The organism is Streptomyces sp. NPDC050528 (assembly GCF_044457795.1).
In the GTDB taxonomy this organism is placed as follows: Bacteria; Actinomycetota; Actinomycetes; order Streptomycetales; family Streptomycetaceae; genus Streptomyces.
The window spans coordinates 14,879-32,735 of record NZ_JBITHH010000008.1 but is presented as its reverse complement, the minus strand read 5'-3'; the positions used below and the strand labels follow the sequence as shown (position 1 = coordinate 32,735).

Sequence of the window (17,857 nt, the reverse complement as noted above, 5' to 3'; positions counted from 1 at the left end):
GATGGACGACCCGGGGGACGGCCCGAGACGAACAATGGGGGCCCGAGGGGAGATCAACTCCCCCCAGGGCGTCACCGGTTGGGACCCCGAAGGATCACGTGCCCGTGAGGTGCTCCGGGCGTACCGGTGTCCTGTTCAGTTCCAGCCCCGTCGCGTTCCGAATGGCCGCTAGTACGGCCGGAGTTGACGACAGGGTGGGGGCCTCGCCGATGCCGCGGAGCCCGTACGGGGCGTGCTCGTCGGCGAGTTCGAGCACATCGACCGGAATGGTCGGGGTGTCGAGGATCGTGGGGATGAGGTAGTCCGTGAAGGAGGGGTTGCGCACCTTCGCGGTCTTCGGGTCGACGATGATCTCCTCCATGACCGCGACGCCGAGACCCTGGGTCGTACCGCCCTGGATCTGGCCGATCACGGACAGCGGGTTGAGCGCCTTGCCGACGTCCTGCGCGCAGGCCAGCTCGATCACCTTGACCAGGCCGAGTTCGGTGTCGACCTCGACGACAGCGCGGTGCGCGGCGAACGTGTACTGGACGTGCCCGAAGCCCTGTCCGGTACGGAGGTCGAAGGGCTCGGTCGCCCGGTGCCGCCACTCGGCCTCGATCTCGACGGACTCGCCTTCGAGGACGTCGGCCAGATCGGCGAGGACCTCGCCGGCATCGGTGACCACCTTGCCGCCCTCCAGCAGGAGTTCGGCGGTGGCCCAGGCCGGGTGATAGGTGCCGAGCTTGCGGCGGCCCATCTCCAGGACCTTCTCGCGGACCAGCTCGCAGGAGTTCTTGACGGCGCCACCGGTGACGTACGTCTGCCGGGACGCGGAGGTCGAACCGGCGCTGCCCACCTGTGTGTCGGCCGGGTTGATCGTCACCTGGGTGACGCCCAACTCGGTGCGGGCGATCTGCGCGTGGACAGTGACGCCGCCCTGACCGACCTCCGCCATCGCGGTGTGCACGGTGGCCACCGCCTCGCCGCCGACAACCTCCATACGGACCTTGGCCGTTGAGTAGTCGTCGAAGCCCTCGGAGAAGCCGACGTTCTTGATGCCGACCGCGTAGCCGACCCCGCGTACGACGCCTTCGCCGTGCGTGGTGTTGGACAGTCCGCCCGGCAACTGCCGTACGTCGGCGGCCTCTCCGGCCGCGAGCCACTGCTGCTCGGGCGGCATGGGCATCGCCTTGACGCGGCGCAGGAGTTCGGCGACCGGGGCGGGCGAGTCGACGACCTGCCCGGTCGGCATGACCGTCCCTTGTTCCATCGCGTTGAGCTGACGGAACGCGACCCGGTCCATGCCCACCTTGTCGGCGAGCTTGTCCATCTGGGCCTCGTAGGCGAAGCACGCCTGGACCGCGCCGAAGCCGCGCATCGCGCCGCAGGGCGGGTTGTTGGTGTAGAGCGCGATGGCCTCGATGTCGACGTTGTCGATGACGTACGGTCCGGCACCGAGCGACGAGGCGTTTCCCACGACCGCCGGGGAGGCCGACGCGTAGGCGCCGCCGTCCAGGACGATCCGGGCCTTGAGGTGGGTGAGCTTGCCGTCCTTCGTCGCGCCGTGCTCGTAGTACAGCTTGGCGGGGTGGCGGTGGACGTGCCCGAAGAACGACTCGAAGCGGTTGTAGACGATCTTCACGGGTTTGCCGGTGCGCAGGGCCAGCAGGCAGGCGTGGATCTGCATCGACAGGTCCTCGCGACCGCCGAACGCGCCGCCGACTCCAGAGAGCGTCATGCGGACCTTGTCCTCGGGCAGGCCGAGGACGGGGGCGATCTGGCGCAGGTCGGAGTGCAGCCACTGGGTGGCGATGTAGAGGTCGACACCGCCGTCCTCGGCGGGTACGGCGAGTCCTGACTCCGGGCCGAGGAACGCCTGGTCCTGCATGCCGAAGGTGTACTCGCCCTCGACGATGAAGTCCGCGCGCTCCCGGGCAGCGGCCACATCGCCGCGCACGATCGGCTGGCGGTGCACGATGTTCGGGTGCGGGACATGGCCGATGTGGTGGTCGTCGCGGCCCTCGTGGATGAGGATCGCGTCCGGCGCGGTCGCGGACAACTCGTCGGTGATGACCGGGAGTTCGCGGTACTCCACCTTGATCTTCGCGGCGGCGCGGCGCGCGGTCTCCGGGTGGTCGGCGGCGACGATCGCCACCGGCTCGCCGTGATGGCGGACCTTGCCGTGCGCCAGGACCGGGGTGTCCTGGATCTCCAGGCCGTAGTTCTTCACGTCGGTCGGCAGGTCGTCGTAGGTCATGACGGCGTAGACGCCCGGGGTCTTCAGGGCCTCGACGGTGTCGATGGAGACGATCTCGGCGTGCGCGACCGTGGAGCGCAGGATCTGGCCCCAGAGCATGTCCTCGTGCCACATGTCCGAGGAGTACGCGAACTCGCCGGTGACCTTGAGGGTGCCGTCCGGGCGGAGCGTGGACTCGCCGATGCCGCCCTTGGTCTGCGAACCCTGGGTGACCTTGGTGGGAGTGCCGATGGGGGCGCCTTTTGCGGAGATGCCAGACATGTCAGACCGCCTCTCCCTGCCGGGCGGCCGCCAGGCGTACCGCGTCCATGATCTTCTCGTAGCCGGTGCAGCGGCACAGGTTGCCCGAGAGCGCCTCGCGGATGTCCGCGTCGGTCGGGGTCGGGTTGTGCTCCAGCATCTCGTCGGCGGCGACGAGGAGTCCCGGGGTGCAGAAGCCGCACTGGACGGCGCCGGCGTCGATGAACGCCTGCTGGATCGGGGCGAGTTGCGTGCCCTCGCCGGTCTGCGAGTCGAGCGGCTTCGCCGCCCAGCCCTTGGCCTCGTCAACGGACGTACCGTGGGCGCCCGTTGCGCAACTCCCGTGCTCCGCGCGCTGCTTGGCGTAGTCGGCGAGCCCCTCGACGGTGACGACCTCGCGGCCCTCGACCTGACCGGCGGCGACCAGACAGGAACACACCGGGATGCCGTCGAGGCGGACGGTGCAGGAACCGCACTCCCCTTGCTCGCAGGCGTTCTTGGAGCCGGGCAGCCCCATGCGCTCACGCAGGACGTACAGGAGGCTCTCGCCCTCCCACACGTCGTCCGCTTCCTGCGGGCGGCCGTTGACCGTGAAATTGACGCGCATCAGGCGACACTCCCCTTCTCGATGGAGCGGCCGTCAGTGCCGCGGTACGACTCCCAGGTCCAGGTCAGGGTGCGGCGGGCCATGATGCCGACCGCGTGGCGGCGGTAGCTGGCCGTGCCCCGGACGTCGTCGATCGGGTTGCAGGCTGCGGAGCACAGGTCCGCGAACTGCTTGGCGACCGACGGGGTGATGATCTTGCCGTTCTCCCAGAAGCCGCCCTCGTCGAGCGCGGCGTTCAGGAATTCCTCGGCGGCCTTCGCCCGGACGGGGGTCGGCGCGGCGGATCCGATGCCGGTGCGGACCGTGCGGGTGGCGGGGTGCAGGGCGAGGCCGAAGGCGCAGACAGCGATGACCATGGCGTTGCGGGTGCCCACCTTGGAGTACTGCTGCGGGCCGTCCGCCTTCTTGATGTGGACGGCGCGGATCAGCTCGTCGGGCGCGAGCGCGTTGCGCTTCACGCCGGTGTAGAACTCGTCGATGGGGATGAGCCGCGTGCCGCGCACCGACTCGGCCTCGACCTCGGCGCCGGCCGCGAGGAGCGCGGGGTGGGCGTCGCCGGCCGGGGAGGCGGTGCCGAGGTTGCCGCCGACGCCGCCGCGGTTGCGGATCTGCGGCGAGGCGACCGTGTGCGAGGCGAGGGAGAGGCCCGGCAGCTCGCCGCGCAGGTTCTCCATGATCCGGGTGTACGGGACCGAGGCCCCGAGCCGCACGCTGTCGGCGCCGACCTCCCACTCGTAGAGGTCGCCGATGCGGTTCAGGTCGAGCAGGTACTCGGGCCTGCGGTGGTCGAAGTTGATCTCGACCATCACATCGGTGCCGCCCGCGATCGGTACTGCGGTGGGGTGCTCGGCCTTCGCGGCGAGCGCCTCCTCCCAGCTGGCGGGGCGAAGGAAGTCCATGACCGGCTCTCTTCTTCGTCTCGTGGGTCGTACGGATCAAGCCAGTTCGTGTGCGGCGGGTCCGGCTCGTTCATGTGCTGTTAATGCAGCGTGGAGTCAGTACACAGCGCGGTACGCGGAGCGGGTCAGTCACGGAAACCATGAAGGAGTTGGCTGGCCAGCGCGGGCATCTTGTAGATTCATATGAACGGAGGTCATCAGTAACCCCTCCGATTCCCTGTGGAAACGTGGGAAACAGCCCCGCACGGCCCTGCACCCACAGCACCTCTTGGTTCATCGTAGTTTTCTAGACAAAGAACGGCGGCGACGGCGATGCGGCTGCGCGCACTTCTGGACACCGATGCGCTGGGGCTGCGGCTGCTCGGCGGCGAGGACGAGCTGGACCGCACGGTCCGCGGGGTGATGACCACCGACCTGCGCGACCCCAGCCGCTACCTCTCCGGCGGCGAGCTGGTCCTGACCGGCCTGGCCTGGCGCCGGAACGCCTCCGACACCGAGCCGTTCGTACGGCTCCTGGTGTCCGCCGGGGTGGCCGCGATGGCCGCCGGCGAGGCCGAGCTGGGCGCCATCCCGGACGACCTGATAGCCGCCTGCGCGCGGCACCGGCTGCCGTTGTTCGCGGTGAACGAGTCGGTGGCGTTCGCGACGATCACCGAGCATGTCGTACGGCAGGTGTCCGGCGAGCGGGCCGGTGATCTCGCGGCCGTGGTGGACCGGCACCGGCGGATGATGACGTCGGGTCCGGCGGGCGGCGGCCCGGACGTGGTCCTGGATCTGCTCGGCTCCGACCTGGATCTGCGGGCGTGGGTGCTGTCGCCGACCGGGCGGCTGATCGCGGGTTCGAAGGTGTCGGGTCCTGCCCTGCCCGTCGACGTGTGCGCCAAGCTGGCCGCCGAGCACCTGGCCGCCGCCCGCACGGGCCGCCGGGGACCGCACCGGCTGGCGCTGGGCGGCTCGACGTACTCCCTCTTCCCGATCCGCAGCAGCGGGCGCTCCCCGCAGGGCTCGCGGGACGTGCGCGAGACGGTGCTCTCGGACTGGCTGCTCGCGGTCGAGGCGGACGCCGGGGACTGGCCCGACGAGCGGCTGGACCTGTTGCAGGGCGTGACGCAGCTGATCGCGGTCGAGCGGGACCGGCGGGACGCGGCGCGCACGGTCCGCAGACGGCTCGCGCAGGAGGTCCTGGAACTGGTCCAGACGGGCGCCGCACCGGCCGAGATCGCCGCGCGGCTACGGGTCGCCGCTCCCGTCCTGCTGCCCGGGCTCGGGGCGGCCCCGCACTGGCAGGTGGTCGTGGCCCGGGTCGAGTGGGACGGCGCGGACATCGAGGCGGGTCCGGTCGCCCAGTCCCTCCTTGAGGAGATTCTGGTCGACCCGATGACGACGGGCCCCGAGCCCTCCGACCGGATCGCCGTGGCCCACTCGGGCGACGAGGCGATCGCGCTCGTACCGCTGCCGGCGGTGTCGGCGGAGCACGACGGCTCCGAGTCCGGGCTCCACGCGGACGTGCTGCTGGCGGCCGTACGGGATCCGCTGTCGGCCGGGCTCGACGACGACGGGCGGGTCACGCTCGGGGTGAGCGCGGCGGTGCACTCGGCGGAGGGGCTGCGCGGGGCGCTGGAGGAGGCGCGGCACGCGCGCCGGGTGGCGGCGGCACGCCCCGGCCGGGTGTGCGCGGCGGGCCACCAGGAGCTGGCCTCGCACGTCCTCCTCCTGCCCTTCGTGCCGGACGACGTACGACGGGCCTTCACCGCGCGCCTCCTCGACCCGCTGCGGGACTACGACCGCCGGCACCGCGCGGAGCTGATTCCGACACTGGAGGCGTTCCTGGAGTGCGACGGTTCCTGGACGCGCTGTGCGACCCGGCTGCACCTGCACGTCAACACGTTGCGCTACCGGGTCGGCAGGATCGAGCAGTTGACGAGTCGCGACCTCTCGCGCCTTGAGGACAAGCTGGATTTCTTCCTGGCACTGCGGATGAGCTGACCGGAAGATCCCACGACTTTGTGAATTCTTTCACCCACCCCCTTGGCCGAGCCCTACGATCCGTGCTGAGATGCCACCACTCAACAGCTCAATGGTGTGCTCGGGGAGGGCAACGTGGCGCATTCCGCCATGTCTGGACACGGAACGACCGAAGGTGACGATCCCCTCCAGACCGCGGTGTGGCGGCTGCGCTCGCGGGCCTGCTGGGTCGACGCGGCGGCGCTGTTGCGGCCCGACACCGCGGCACCGGCCCTCCAGCGGACCGCGCTGCTCGTGGAGCGGTGTCTCTACACCGAGCAGGGCTGGGAGGACGCCGACGACGCGCTGCGCACGGCCGAGGCGCTGGCCCACAGCGACGACGAGCGGGGCGCGGCGGCCTGTGAACGCGGGTACCTCGCCTACGCGGCCACACTGCACTCGGTGCGCGACCGGGCCGACGAGGCGCGCGCCGCGCTCGGCCGGGCGGCGGCGCTGATCCCGCCGGACGGCGCGGGGCGGGCGCTGCTGGACTTCCGGCGGGGGCTGGTCGCGGAGAACCTGGCCCGCTCACCGCAGGCCGCGCGAGCCGCGTACCGTCGCGCCCACGCGGCCGCCGCCGACCAGGCCGACCCGCTGCTCCTCTCCTTCACCCACCGCCACCTGGCCGGACTCGCCCTGCGCGACGGCGAGTTGGCGGAGGCCCGCCACGGCTTCGCCGAATCCCTGCGCATCCGCGAGGAGTTGGGCTACCTCGTCGGCACGGCCCCGGCTCTCGCGTCGCTCGCGGACGCCGAGGTCGAGCCGGAGGCGTCCCGGCTGCGCGAGGAGGCGCGGCGGCTCTTCCGGCTGCTCGGCGGTGTACCGACCTGGCTGGCACGGCAGTTGGCGGTGCCCGCGCCGGGGGCGGCCACAGCGTAGGTCAGGGGTTTTCGGTGCGGTTCTGGACGACGTTCACGATGTGGTGGACGAACTGCAGGACGGATGACCGGAGTTCGGGGTCGCGGGCGACCAACACCCCTACGGCGACGAGCAGGAGGAGGGTCAGGAAGCCGCCGCGCGAGGAGCCGGAGTGGCTGCGGCGGGCCCCCATCCGGGCGGCGCGCATGCCGTCCTGTGCCGCCTGGCGTGCCGACTGCTCGGCGCCCCGCTGCGCGGCTTGCTGGCCCGGATTCGGAAACATCGGCGTTCTCCCCCGCGGATCGGTCGGTTCTCACCGTGGGGCACGTCACCGCCGGTCGGGCGGGTTCCAAGTGCGGCCCTCAGTGGCCGGACTCGGACCCGCTCGTGACCGGAGTCACATATTCGAGTTCACGCCGCTCCCGCGAAGTGCTCCTGCACCAGGGACCGCACCACGTCCCACTCCCCCGCGGCCAACGCGTCGAGGAGCGCGAGGTGTTCGGCCGCGTCGGCGACCAGGTCGGCCCGCCCGCGCGTGACCGGACCGCCGACCAGCGGCCACTGGGCGCGGCGGTGCAAGTCCTCGGCGATCTGGACGAGTTGTTCGTTGCCGGCGAGGGCGAGCACCGCGCGGTGGAAGGCGCGGTCGGACTCCGCGTACGTCGCCCGGCACCCGGAGGACGCGGCGCGGACGGTCCCCTCGGCCAGCGGGCGCAGGTCGGCCCAGCGGGCGGCGGGCACGGTACGGGCGAGCCGGAGCATCACCGGGACCTCGATCAGGGCGCGGATCTCGGCCAGTTCGGCGAGTTCGCGGGCGCCCCGCTCGATCACCCGGAAGCCCCGGTTCGGTACGACCTCGACGGCACCCTCGGTGGCGAGCTGCTGCATGGCCTCGCGGACGGGGGTGGCGGAGACGCCGAACCGGTCGCCGAGCGCGGGCGCGGAGTACACCTCGCCGGGGGTCAACTCCCCGCCGACGAGCGCGGTGCGCAGCGCGTCGAGTATCTGACCGCGCACGGAGGGCCGCTGAAGAACCTGACGAGGGCGCGGGATCGGCGTCTCGCTGTGCGTGTGCTCACCGCGCACATCACCCGTGCCGTCCGCGAGATCCCGATTCCGGTCCACGTCGGCGGCGCGCTGCTGCGGCGGCACCCGGGAACCCCGGGCAGGCGCGTCCGGAACACCCGTACCGGCGGAGCCCTGCGTGCCCTGCTTCACGGGTCCTCCTCCGGACGTGTCGGTACTTGGGGTCATTACGGCTGCTTGTTACTCGTCCGTCAAGCACCTTAGGCGCAGATCGGACTAGTTCAAATCCCGAGGGTGTTGGGTAAGGTAAGCCTTACCTCTAAACCAACGGCGAATCGGTGGTCCCGGCATGCCCCTGCCTTCTTCGGCCGTAGCGGACTCCTACGCCCGCCTCACCGAGGTCATCCCCGGGCTCGCGATCACCGAACTCACCCCGGACCAGCCGACCCCCACCGGCGGCGGCTGGATCTCGGCAGCGGCACTGGCGGAGGGCGGCGAAGGCCTGGAAGCGTTCCTGGCCAGGGACGACGCACAGGTCCTGCGCGACCACGGCCGCCGGGGCCGCCCGGACGTGATAGCCACCTTCGGCCTGCACCGCTACGCCTGGCCGGTCGTCCTCCTATTCACCGTCCCGTGGTTCCTCCACCGCCGCGTCCCCCGCCTCCCTGTGACCCACGTCTCCTACGACCGCACGGCCGAGGGCTTCGACATGGGCCGGCTGGCCGTCCGCACCGACTCCTTCGCCTGTCTGCCCGGCGACCCGGCGGCGGCACTGCCCGGCGCCCGGGTGGTCCCGGACGAGGAGGCGCTGCGCGCTCAGGTGCGGGCCGCGGTCGCCGAGCACATGGAACCCGTCCTGGCCGGCTTCGGCCCGCGGATGCGCCGGCGGGGCCGCGCCCTGTGGGGCATGGCGACGGACGAGGTCGTCGAGGGCATCTGGTACGTCGCCGATCTCCTCGGCGAACAGCCGCGTGCCGTACGGGAGTTGGAGCGGCTGCTGCCGGGCGCGACCAAGCCGTACGTCGGATCGGCCGCGTTCCGCGAGGTGACGGGGCCCAATGGCGAGGCGCTGCCCACCCGGGACCGGGCGAGTTGCTGCATGTACTACACGCTGGACGCGGACGACGCCTGCCCGACCTGTCCGCGCACCTGCGAGACGGAGCGGGTCACCAAGCTGCTGGCCGCCACCGCGAGTTGAGGGACCCTCAGTCACGGGCGTCCCGCAACGCCCGCTAGGATCAGCCCCGAACGAGGCGCCCGCCCGGTTACAGGGGATTCACAACTTCCTCACTTGCCGCAGGAACTTTCCGTGGAACCACCCGTACGGGTAGTCTTATTCGAACTCAACTCCCGCCCCTCAAGCGGCAGTTCGAGCAGAAAGCCGCCCTGGGCATCCCCTTGCACCTCCTTGGCGGCCTCTTGCCCCGAAAACGCCTGAGGGCCGTTGGGATTGGGCCACTATGGCGGGCGTTACGCCCTATCCCAATGCAAGGGACCCCAGATGAGACTGACCGACATATCGCTGAACTGGCTGCTTCCCGGCGCCGTACTGCTCCTGGGCATGCTGGCGGCGGTGGCGGTGCTCGCGCGGAGCAAGCGGTCCGGCGGGGAGCACGCGAAAGACGACTCGTGGGAGCGCACGGAGGAGCGCCGCAGGCGCAAGGAGGCCATATACGGCATCGCCTCCTACGTCCTTCTGTTCTGCTGTGCGGCGGTCGCCGCCGCACTCTCCTTCCACGGACTGGTCGGCTTCGGCCAGGAGAACCTCGGCCTCACCGACGGCTGGGAGTACCTGGTCCCGTTCGGCCTCGACGGCGCGGCCATGTTCTGCTCCGTCCTCGCGGTCCGCGAGGCCAGCCACGGTGACGCGGCCCTCGGCTCGCGCATACTCGTGTGGACGTTCGCGGCCGCTGCCGCCTGGTTCAACTGGGTGCACGCGCCCAGGGGTGTCGACCACGCGGGCGCTCCGCAGTTCTTCTCCGGCATGTCGCTGTCGGCCGCGGTCCTGTTCGACCGCGCGCTGAAGCAGACCCGTCGGGCCGCGCTGCGCGAGCAGGGTCTCGTGCCGCGTCCGCTGCCGCAGATCCGTATCGTCCGCTGGCTGCGGGCCCCCCGTGAGACCTACAGCGCCTGGTCGCTGATGCTCCTGGAGAACGTCCGCAGCCTGGACGAGGCGGTCGACGAGGTGCGCGAGGACAAGGCGAAGAAGGAGGAGACCCGACTGCGCCGGCGCGACCAGCAGCGGATCGAGCGGGCCCAGCTCAAGGCCATAAGCCGGGGTCAGCGCGGCTTCATCGGCCGGGGCGGCGGCCGGTCGCCGGAACCGCAGGCCCTGGAGCGCGGCGGCTCCGGACAAGCATCCGCGGAGCCTGCTCTATCGACGCCGGAACAGCTGCCGGTTCGCACGCGTCCCTCACTCCAGCCAGTCCGCGGGGCATCTGACCCGATAACCGTCGACCTCACCGCCGAGGACGACACGATGGCCCTGCCGCGCCTCGACTCCCTGGAGCGCAAGCTCAAGGACCTGGAGCAGCAGTTCGGCTGAGCCGAGGGCTGTGAACCTGAATCCGGGACCGGGCGACAAACGGGACGGGGGCGGAGTCCAACTGGACGCCGCCCCCGTCCCGTTGCTCATGCCGCGTCCGAATCCAGCTCGAACCAGACGGACTTGCCCACCCCGTGGGCCGACACTCCCCAGGCGTCCGCGAGGGACTGCACCAGGACCAGACCCCGCCCGTGCGTACCGTCGTCGGCGTTCGGTACGTGCAGTCGGGGCCTGCGTGCCACGAAGTCCCGTACTTCCACGCGCAGTCCACGCGGTCCGACGGTCGCCGTCAGCACGGCGTCGTCGTCGGTGTGGATCAGCGCGTTGGTGACGAGCTCACTCGTGAGCAGCTCCGCTATCTCCGATCGTCCCGGCCTCCCCCAGTGCCGTAGCAGTTCACGCAACGCTCTGCGCGCCTCGGGCACCGCCCGCAGGTCCGCGCGTCCGAGTCTGCGCCTCAGTTGAGGCGGCTGCGCCGGTTCCCTGGCGCTGTCGGCCTTGTCCTCCACCGCTTTCGCCGAGGAGGCCCCGATCGCCATGGGACCGCCCCCTCGTGCTTGCCTCTTCATGACCCCCGCCTGCACGCCGGTTTCCGGTTCCCTCCTGCTCGAACACGTTCACGGGGATCCATGCCCTCGTCGGGAACAGGGCAGTCATGTCGAATCGTCAACGACCGGGTGTTCGGCCATCGACGCTGCGTAACCGACGGGGCGGAGGAATCGGGGGCAGTGTCGTCCGAAGCCTCGAACGGCCACGGTACGGAGCATGCGGCCCGGGTGGGGCGGCCGGGGCGTTCCCCTCCGGGATGCCAGGGCTCCCGGCGCCGGGACCAGACACCCCGTGACGTCCTGACCACGGGCGATCGAACCGACTGCCGATGCGCGGCTGCCGATCCGGCCGTAGTCCGCGAAGGCGTGGGGCGGTTGGTCCCCCGGACCGACCTCAGTCCTCCCCCGAGGCCCACGCTCCGCGAAACTGGCCGGAATCAGCCGCTCAGGAACCGGCAACGACCCTTCGGCGGGGCCTACTTACGACCGATCCCCTTCGTGCCGATGTGGATGATCTTGTGGGTCGTACGGGTCATGTCGACGATGAGCTTGCTGGTGTCGCCGCCGCCCCACGTCAGCGTGATCGTGGCCTCGGTGTAGTCGGCGGTACCGTTGTCGGTGACCTTCCACCTCATGGGCGTGTTCTGCGCCTGGAGGACGCCGTCCGCGTGGTTCTTCGCCTCCCAGGCCTTCAGCTTCTTCAGGTAGGCGGGGGTGAGGTAGTAATCGCGCAGCTGCGTGGCCAGCTTGCCGCCGCCGTTGTCCAGGTCGCTCTCGGCGTCGATGTAGGCGCCGTAGAAGTCGGAGATGCGGGTGATGTTGTCGTCCGGCGAGCCGCTCACCGTGCGCGGGGCGCCGGCGGAGGCCTGGGCCGCGACGCCCAGCCCGAGGGCGAGGGCGAGACCGGCGGCGAGGGCGGTACGGCGCGTGGCCTTCTTGCTGTTCACGTGTGGTTCCCCGTTTCGGTTCGGTGCCGTGCTGTGGTCGCACCGAGCTTCGGCGTACGGCGCCGACGACCGCAATGACCGACACCGATCCCGCGACGGTGGAACCGTCCCACCCCTCCTGACCTCCTCGTATAGAGAGTCCCTGGGATGCCCTCCTGGGACGCGACACGCACGGGAGCCAGGGTGTCGGGCGAGGCCAACGACAAGGACGTCGAGGAATTCGCGGCGCTGCTACGGCGCCTGAAGGCACGCACGGACCGCAGCTACAGCCAGTTGGCCCGCCGCCTGAACATGAACGCGTCGACCCTGCACCGCTACTGCGTCGGCGAGGCGGTCCCCCTCGACTTCGCCCCCGCCGAACGCTTCGCGGCCCTGTGCGGAGCGACACCGGAGGAACGGCTGGAGCTGCACCGGTACTGGATCCTGGCGGTGGCGGCGAAACAGCGGCGACGGGAGGCGGGGACTCCGGCGGCGGCGGGGAGTCCATTGATCGAGGCGCCGGCCGAGGCGCCGGTGCCCGATGCCGACGAACCGCCGCTGCCCGCCGTCCGCTCGCCCTGGTACCGGCGACGGCTCACCCTCACCGCCGCCGTGGTGTGCACGGTGCTCGCGGTGTGGGGCACCCTGTCGGCGGTGTCCACGCACGACACGGCCAAGTCCAGGGCCGGGGTGGGGACCGGGGCCACCACCGGCGCCACGTCCAAGGGCACCCCATCCGCCCGCCCCGCTCCCCTCACCTGGACCGCCGACTCGCAGGTCTGGGAGATCGGCTGCGACCACGACTACGTCATCGACAAGGCGCCGAAGGACGTGCCGCCGCCCCCGGTCCAGCAGGACGCCGGGGCCTGGGCGGCGACCCAGCACGCGGTGCACGGCGGGCAGACGAACGTGGAGATCTCGGTGCAGGGCAGGACCTCAACGGCCGTGATCCTGGAGGCACTTCGGGTCCGGGTCGTCGGCCGTACCGCACCCGCCCCGGGCACCGCGTACTCGATGGCCCAGGGCTGCGGCGGGGACATCTCCCCGCGCTACTTCGGCGTCAACCTGGACGCCCACCGCCCGCTCGTCAAGCCGGAGCCGGGCAGCGACACGGGCAGGACGGTCCCGGTGGCGCACCTGCCGTACCGGGTCTCGGCCACGGACCCGGAGGTCCTGCTGGTCAAGGCCCGCACCGGGACCTGCGACTGCCGCTGGTACCTGGAACTCGACTGGTCCTCCCAGGGCCGCACCGGCACCCTCCGCATCGACGACCACGGCAAGCCGTTCCGCACGAGCGGCATCAAGGGCCTGCGTCACCTCTGGTACTCGTCGAACGGATGGGTGCCGTACGACGGTTAGGACCCGATGGCTCTAAGGCCGGGGCATGTTGCGGATGTTGGAGCGGGCCATTTGCAGCATCCGCCCGACTCCCCCGTCCAGCACGATCTTTGAGGCCGACAGCGCGAACCCGGTGACCATCTCGGCGCTGATCTTCGGCGGGATGGACAGGGCGTTGGGGTCGGTGACGACGTCGACGAGGGCGGGGCCGTTGTGCTTGAACGCGGCCTTCAGGGCACCCTCAAGGTCCTTGGGCTTCTCGACCCGCACTCCGTAGGCACCGCACGCGCGGGCCACGGCGGCGAAGTCGGGGTTCTTGTTGGTGGTGCCGTAGGACGGGAGTCCGGCGACCAGCATCTCCAACTCGACCATGCCCAGGGAGGAGTTGTTGAACAGGACGACCTTCACCGGCAGGTCGTACTGGACGAGGGTGAGGAAGTCGCCCATCAGCATGGAGAATCCGCCGTCGCCCGACATCGACACGACCTGCCGCTCGGTGTCGGTGAACTGGGCGCCGATCGCCATCGGCAGCGCGTTCGCCATCGAGCCGTGGGAGAACGAACCGATGATGCGGCGGCGGCCGTTGGGCGTGATGTAGCGCGCGGCCCAGACATTGCACATGCCGGTGTCGACGGTGAACACGGCGTCCTCGTCGGCGAGTTCGTCGACCACGGCCGCCACATACTCCGGATGGATCGGAACGTGTTTCTCGACCTTCCGCGTATACGCCTTGACGACCCCTTCCAGCGCGTCGGCGTGCTTCTTGAGCATCCGGTCGAGGAACTTCCGGTCCCCCTTCGGCTTCACCCGCGGGGTGAGACAGCGCAGCGTCTCCTTCGCGTCGCCCCACACCGCGAGGTCCAACTTCGAACGCCGGCCGAGGTGTTCGGGCCGTACGTCGATCTGGGCGATCTTCACGTCGTCGGGGAGGAAGGCGTTGTACGGGAAGTCGGTGCCGATGAGGATGAGCAGATCGCACTCGTGGGTGGCTTCGTAGGCGGCGCCGTAACCGAGCAGACCACTCATGCCGACATCAAACTTGTTGTCGTACTGAATCCACTCCTTGCCGCGCAGGGCGTGCCCGATCGGGGACTTGATCTTCTCGGCGAACTCCATCACCTCGGCGTGCGCGCCGGCGGTGCCGCTGCCGCAGAAGAGGGTGACCTTCTCCGCCGCGTCGATCATCTCGACGAGCTTCTCGATCTCGGCGTCGCCGGGCCGGACGGAGGGCCGGGAGGTGACGAGGGCGGTCTCGGCGGCCTTGTCCGGGGCGGGCTCGGAAGCGACGTCGCCCGGGAGCGAGACGACACTCACGCCACTCTGCCCGACCGCGTGCTGGATGGCGGTCTGGAGCAGCCGGGGCATCTGCTTCGGGTTGGAGATGAGTTCGCTGTAGTGACTGCACTCCTGGAAGAGCCGGTCGGGGTGGGTTTCCTGGAAGTACCCGAGGCCGATCTCGCTGGACGGGATCTGCGAGGCGAGGGCGAGGACCGGGGCCATGGAGCGGTGGGCGTCGTAGAGGCCGTTGATGAGGTGCAGGTTGCCGGGGCCGCAGGAGCCGGCGCAGGCCGCGAGCTTCCCGGTTATCTGGGCTTCGGCGCCGGCGGCGAAGGCGGCGGTCTCCTCGTGCCGTACGTGGATCCAGTCGATGGCGGAGTTGCGGCGGATGGCGTCGACGACGGGGTTGAGGCTGTCGCCGACGACGCCGTAGAGGCGCTTGACGCCGGCGCGGACGAGGATGTCGACGAACTGTTCGGCAACGTTCTGCTTGGCCATGGTTCTCGCGTGCCCTTCGGTTTCCTGTGTCCTACGGATCCCTCTGGGTCCATGAATTCACAGCCTCGGCGCTCACGCCTCCCAAACGGCGGCTGCCGTGCGGTCGTCGGCATAACCCTTGACCCGCACTTGGGTGTCGGCGAGGAAGGCGGCGAGACCGGGCGGTGCGGCCCCGGACCACCGTCCCGACAGATGCGCGGACAGCTCGGGTTCGCCGCGCAGGGGCTCGGCGAACCCGCCCGTGCACATGAGGAGCGTGTCGCCGGGGCGGGCGACGGAGGCACGGAAGCGGAAGGGTTCGCGGGGTGGTTCGGGGGCGGGTTCGTACGGGCTCGGGGGCGTCGGGATCCCGAGGTCCATGGTGAGCCGGTCCCCGTCGGGCGTCTCGGCGGGCTGCGACCCGAACCCGACGACGGCCTCGCCGCTCAGGTCTCCGACGGCGGGCTCGATGTCCTGCCACTCCCCGTCCCGGAGCCGGAAGAGCCCGCCGGGCCCGACCCCGAAAAAGACTCGGGTACGGCACTCCGGATGCGCGGGCAGAAGCAGACACCGCAGGCCGGCCGAGTACTCCTCGGGATCGATGCCCTGTTCGGCGGCGCTGGCCCGGAGCTTGCCGAGGCTGCGGTCGGTGAGCCGGTGCAACCCGGACTTCAGGTCTCCACGCCGCGCAGCCCTTATGTCCTCGGAGAGCCGCGCATGGCTCCGCCCCACGGCCCGCGCGATCCAGTGACACGCCTCGGCGGCGGCCCGATGCGCCCCCGGCGTGGCCCGCGCCCCGGTGGCCATCGCCACCAACACCAACGCCTGCTCCCCCACCCCGAACCGCGCGGTGAGCAGGGAATCCCGCCGCGGCTCCCCCCTGAACCGCGCGGAATCCCCCCGCACGGAAACAGCCCTGATCGTGCTCGCCCCGTACCGCGCCCCGTCCAACACGGTGTCCGCGACGAGATCGTCGAGCTCGTCCGGGTCGGCCAGGGGGAGGGCGGTGGGGTCGGGGTCGTAGGTGGGGGGTCCGGAGCCTACGTAGTCGAGGGCGAGGGGTGTGGCTGGGGGCGCGGTGGGAGGCGGGGGCGGTGCGAGGGCGGGGAGGTTGGGGGGTGGGGCGAGCGGGAGGGGTTGGGGGGCCTCCGGACCGGGGGCGGGCGTGGCCGGTGGTTGGGGATAGGGGCGCGGGTCGAACGGGCGGTCCGGGCGGGGGGATTGCGGGGCGACGGCGGGGGGTGCGGGGGTGGTGGGTGGCTGCGGGTACGCATCCCGGGCCGGCGAACCATCCGGCCGGAGGTCCCTCGGAGGGGCGGCGGGACTGTCGGCGGGGCGAGCGGGGGCAACTGACTGCTGCGGGGCGGACAGCCCATCCGGGCGGAGGTCCTCCGGAGGAACGGTGGGACTGTCGGCGGGACGTGCGGGAGCAGCCGACTGCTGCGGGACGGACAGCCCATCCGGGCGGAGGTCCTCCGGAGCGGCGGTGGGACTGTCGGCAGGGGGTTCGGGCACGGCCGACGACTGCGGATAGGACGCGCCATCCGGACGGGGAGACTGCGGAGCGCCGTTGGGATCGACGGCGGGACGTGCGGGAATCGCCGACGACTGAGGGACGGACAGCCCGTCCGCACGGAGGTCTCGCGGAGCGGCGGTGGAACTACTGGCAGGGGGTTCGGGCACGGCCGACGACTGCGGATAGGACGCGCCATCCGGACGGGGAGGCTGCGGAGAGCCGTTGGGATCGACGGCGGGACGTGCGGGAACCGCCGACAACTGCGAGGCGGAACGCCCGTCCGGACGGAGGTCCCGCGTAGCGACAGCCGGGTTGTCGGGAGGAGGCGCGGGCGCCGCCGGCGGCTGCGGGTACCCGGGCGGAGGCTCAGTACCGGCAGGCAGCTGAGGGTCGGTCGGCGGGAGGTTGGGCCGCGTGCCCGCGTGGGGGCTCTGCCCGGGCGGCGCGTTGTCGCCCGGAACAGCGGGAGCTACGGGGGTGAACAGCGGAGGCTCGCCGTACTGATCCGCGCCACCAGTTCCCGCTCCCGGCGCCGAAGACGACGAAGCACCCTCACCAGGAGCGCCGGGGCCCAACGGCCTGAACACCGGAGACTCGGCATCCGGATCCACACCAGGAGCAGCAGTGCCAGAAGGCCTGAACAGCGGAGGCTCACCGTACTCATCCCCGCCACCACCTCCCGGCGCCGAAGACGACGAAGCACCGTCGCCGGTGGCCACCGTCCGGCGCTCACCCGGAGCCGGACCGCTCCCCGCGTCCCCCCGGACGGGACCGAACCCACCGGCACCGCCCCCAGCCGCATCCACCCCCGAAGCCCCGGCCCAGCCACCCCCACCATCGTCCCGAACCTCACCGGACGTCGGCCCACTGACGGACCCCGGCGCCGAAGCAGAAGTACCCGGCGCCCCGGTCGGCCCCTGAAGCGGGCGCCCCGGCGGGACCGCCGTACCCCCCGCAGGTGCCGTGGACGGTGGTCCCCAGTCCCCCCGCGACGAGGCAGAACCCGTACCGCCGGGCGGCTCGGAGTCGGGGGCGGCTGCCGCACGCGGCCCCGGTACACCCAGGTCCGCCGGACGCGTCCCGTCAGCCCCCGGGGACCGCCCCTCATCCACCGGACGCGCACCGCCCCCGGCATCAACGACCTCACCGCCACCCCCGCCGACCGTCCCCGCCGCCGAGGCGAACCGGTCGTCGACGGAGTCGCCCGCGGCCGTGGGCCCGGTGTCCTGTGCCGTGTCGTCGTACAGCTGGCTCCACCAGTCGTCCTCGTGACCGGTCGGCGTTCCCCCCTGCTGGCTCATGCCCCTAATTGTCCACCGCACGGGCCAGTTGGAAACGGGGCGTCCGGAAAATCGG

The 17,857-nt window shown here is 71.3% G+C and carries 14 protein-coding genes; 5 read left to right on the top strand and 9 right to left on the bottom strand.

Translation table 11 applies throughout. The features are described from left to right. Nucleotides 1–94 precede the first annotated feature (94 nt). From ACIBK4_RS26835 to ACIBK4_RS26825, 3 genes are read right to left on the bottom strand one after another with little or no spacing between them, the layout of a single operon-like run. The gene (locus ACIBK4_RS26835; protein WP_398998345.1) at nucleotides 95–2,500 is read right to left on the bottom strand and encodes a xanthine dehydrogenase family protein molybdopterin-binding subunit; all 2,406 of its coding nucleotides are present in this window, start codon (nucleotides 2,498–2,500) and stop codon (nucleotides 95–97) included. Nucleotide 2,501: 1 nt separating this feature from the next. Beyond that, nucleotides 2,502–3,086: a (2Fe-2S)-binding protein gene (locus tag ACIBK4_RS26830; protein WP_318019597.1), complete on the bottom strand. Its 585-nt coding sequence runs from the start codon at nucleotides 3,084–3,086 to the stop codon at nucleotides 2,502–2,504. Beyond that, nucleotides 3,086–3,985: a xanthine dehydrogenase family protein subunit M gene (locus tag ACIBK4_RS26825; protein ID WP_365303487.1), complete on the bottom strand. Its 900-nt coding sequence runs from the start codon at nucleotides 3,983–3,985 to the stop codon at nucleotides 3,086–3,088. The genes ACIBK4_RS26830 and ACIBK4_RS26825 overlap by 1 nt, the downstream gene beginning before the upstream one ends. Nucleotides 3,986–4,297: 312 nt before the next feature. Between ACIBK4_RS26825 and ACIBK4_RS26820 the strand changes: the two genes are divergently transcribed. Next, nucleotides 4,298–5,971, top strand: a complete 1,674-nt coding sequence (locus ACIBK4_RS26820) for a PucR family transcriptional regulator (protein ID WP_398998342.1) — start codon at nucleotides 4,298–4,300, stop codon at nucleotides 5,969–5,971. 114 nt (nucleotides 5,972–6,085) lie between these two features. After that, a complete protein-coding gene (locus ACIBK4_RS26815) occupies nucleotides 6,086–6,868 on the top strand; it encodes a hypothetical protein (protein ID WP_398998340.1) in 783 nt (260 codons plus the stop codon). Between the two features lies 1 nt (nucleotide 6,869). Here ACIBK4_RS26815 and ACIBK4_RS26810 read toward each other — a convergent pair whose 3' ends face one another. Together ACIBK4_RS26810 and ACIBK4_RS26805 are read right to left on the bottom strand one after the other, a co-directional pair. Continuing rightward, on the bottom strand, nucleotides 6,870–7,130 hold the full coding sequence (locus ACIBK4_RS26810; protein ID WP_398998338.1) for a hypothetical protein: 261 nt from the start codon (nucleotides 7,128–7,130) through the stop codon (nucleotides 6,870–6,872). A gap of 128 nt (nucleotides 7,131–7,258) precedes the next feature. Further along, on the bottom strand, nucleotides 7,259–8,065 hold the full coding sequence (locus tag ACIBK4_RS26805; protein ID WP_398998336.1) for a GntR family transcriptional regulator: 807 nt from the start codon (nucleotides 8,063–8,065) through the stop codon (nucleotides 7,259–7,261). Nucleotides 8,066–8,222: 157 nt separating this feature from the next. Here ACIBK4_RS26805 and ACIBK4_RS26800 point away from each other — a divergent pair, with 157 nt between their 5' ends. Both ACIBK4_RS26800 and ACIBK4_RS26795 read left to right on the top strand, forming a co-directional pair. Then, nucleotides 8,223–9,071 (top strand): (2Fe-2S)-binding protein, encoded by an 849-nt coding sequence (locus tag ACIBK4_RS26800; RefSeq protein ID WP_398998334.1) that lies wholly within the window; start codon nucleotides 8,223–8,225, stop codon nucleotides 9,069–9,071. 303 nt (nucleotides 9,072–9,374) lie between these two features. After that, on the top strand, nucleotides 9,375–10,418 hold the full coding sequence (locus ACIBK4_RS26795; RefSeq protein ID WP_366429587.1) for a DUF2637 domain-containing protein: 1,044 nt from the start codon (nucleotides 9,375–9,377) through the stop codon (nucleotides 10,416–10,418). Nucleotides 10,419–10,504: 86 nt separating this feature from the next. Here the strand turns inward: ACIBK4_RS26795 and ACIBK4_RS26790 are convergent, their stop codons facing one another. Both ACIBK4_RS26790 and ACIBK4_RS26785 read right to left on the bottom strand, forming a co-directional pair. Continuing rightward, a complete protein-coding gene (locus tag ACIBK4_RS26790; protein WP_366429586.1) occupies nucleotides 10,505–10,957 on the bottom strand; it encodes an ATP-binding protein in 453 nt (150 codons plus the stop codon). A gap of 485 nt (nucleotides 10,958–11,442) precedes the next feature. Further along, complete coding sequence (locus tag ACIBK4_RS26785) at nucleotides 11,443–11,913, bottom strand: hypothetical protein (RefSeq protein ID WP_398998331.1); 471 nt, start codon at nucleotides 11,911–11,913, stop codon at nucleotides 11,443–11,445. Between the two features lie 147 nt (nucleotides 11,914–12,060). Here ACIBK4_RS26785 and ACIBK4_RS26780 point away from each other — a divergent pair, with 147 nt between their 5' ends. Then, on the top strand, nucleotides 12,061–13,251 hold the full coding sequence (locus ACIBK4_RS26780) for a helix-turn-helix domain-containing protein (protein ID WP_398998329.1): 1,191 nt from the start codon (nucleotides 12,061–12,063) through the stop codon (nucleotides 13,249–13,251). Nucleotides 13,252–13,263: 12 nt separating this feature from the next. Here ACIBK4_RS26780 and ACIBK4_RS26775 read toward each other — a convergent pair whose 3' ends face one another. Together ACIBK4_RS26775 and ACIBK4_RS26770 are read right to left on the bottom strand one after the other, a co-directional pair. Next, entirely contained in the window at nucleotides 13,264–15,006 is a 1,743-nt protein-coding gene (locus ACIBK4_RS26775; RefSeq protein WP_398998327.1) for a pyruvate dehydrogenase, read from the bottom strand. Between the two features lie 72 nt (nucleotides 15,007–15,078). Next, entirely contained in the window at nucleotides 15,079–16,500 is a 1,422-nt protein-coding gene (locus ACIBK4_RS26770; protein ID WP_398998325.1) for a protein phosphatase 2C domain-containing protein, read from the bottom strand. Nucleotides 16,501–17,857: the final 1,357 nt, after the last annotated feature.

Bases quoted from the DNA above. Each gene is read 5' to 3' on its own strand.
- ACIBK4_RS26795 (WP_366429587.1), top strand. From the start codon at position 9,375: ATGAGACTGACCGACATATCGCTGAACTGGCTGCTTCCCGGCGCCGTA.
- ACIBK4_RS26810 (WP_398998338.1), bottom strand. From the start codon at position 7,130: ATGTTTCCGAATCCGGGCCAGCAAGCCGCGCAGCGGGGCGCCGAGCAG.
- ACIBK4_RS26820 (WP_398998342.1), top strand. From the start codon at position 4,298: ATGCGGCTGCGCGCACTTCTGGACACCGATGCGCTGGGGCTGCGGCTG.
- ACIBK4_RS26775 (WP_398998327.1), bottom strand. From the start codon at position 15,006: ATGGCCAAGCAGAACGTTGCCGAACAGTTCGTCGACATCCTCGTCCGC.
- ACIBK4_RS26790 (WP_366429586.1), bottom strand. From the start codon at position 10,957: ATGGCGATCGGGGCCTCCTCGGCGAAAGCGGTGGAGGACAAGGCCGAC.
- ACIBK4_RS26830 (WP_318019597.1), bottom strand. From the start codon at position 3,086: ATGCGCGTCAATTTCACGGTCAACGGCCGCCCGCAGGAAGCGGACGAC.
- ACIBK4_RS26835 (WP_398998345.1), bottom strand. From the start codon at position 2,500: ATGTCTGGCATCTCCGCAAAAGGCGCCCCCATCGGCACTCCCACCAAG.
- ACIBK4_RS26780 (WP_398998329.1), top strand. From the start codon at position 12,061: ATGCCCTCCTGGGACGCGACACGCACGGGAGCCAGGGTGTCGGGCGAG.
- ACIBK4_RS26825 (WP_365303487.1), bottom strand. From the start codon at position 3,985: ATGGACTTCCTTCGCCCCGCCAGCTGGGAGGAGGCGCTCGCCGCGAAG.
- ACIBK4_RS26800 (WP_398998334.1), top strand. From the start codon at position 8,223: ATGCCCCTGCCTTCTTCGGCCGTAGCGGACTCCTACGCCCGCCTCACC.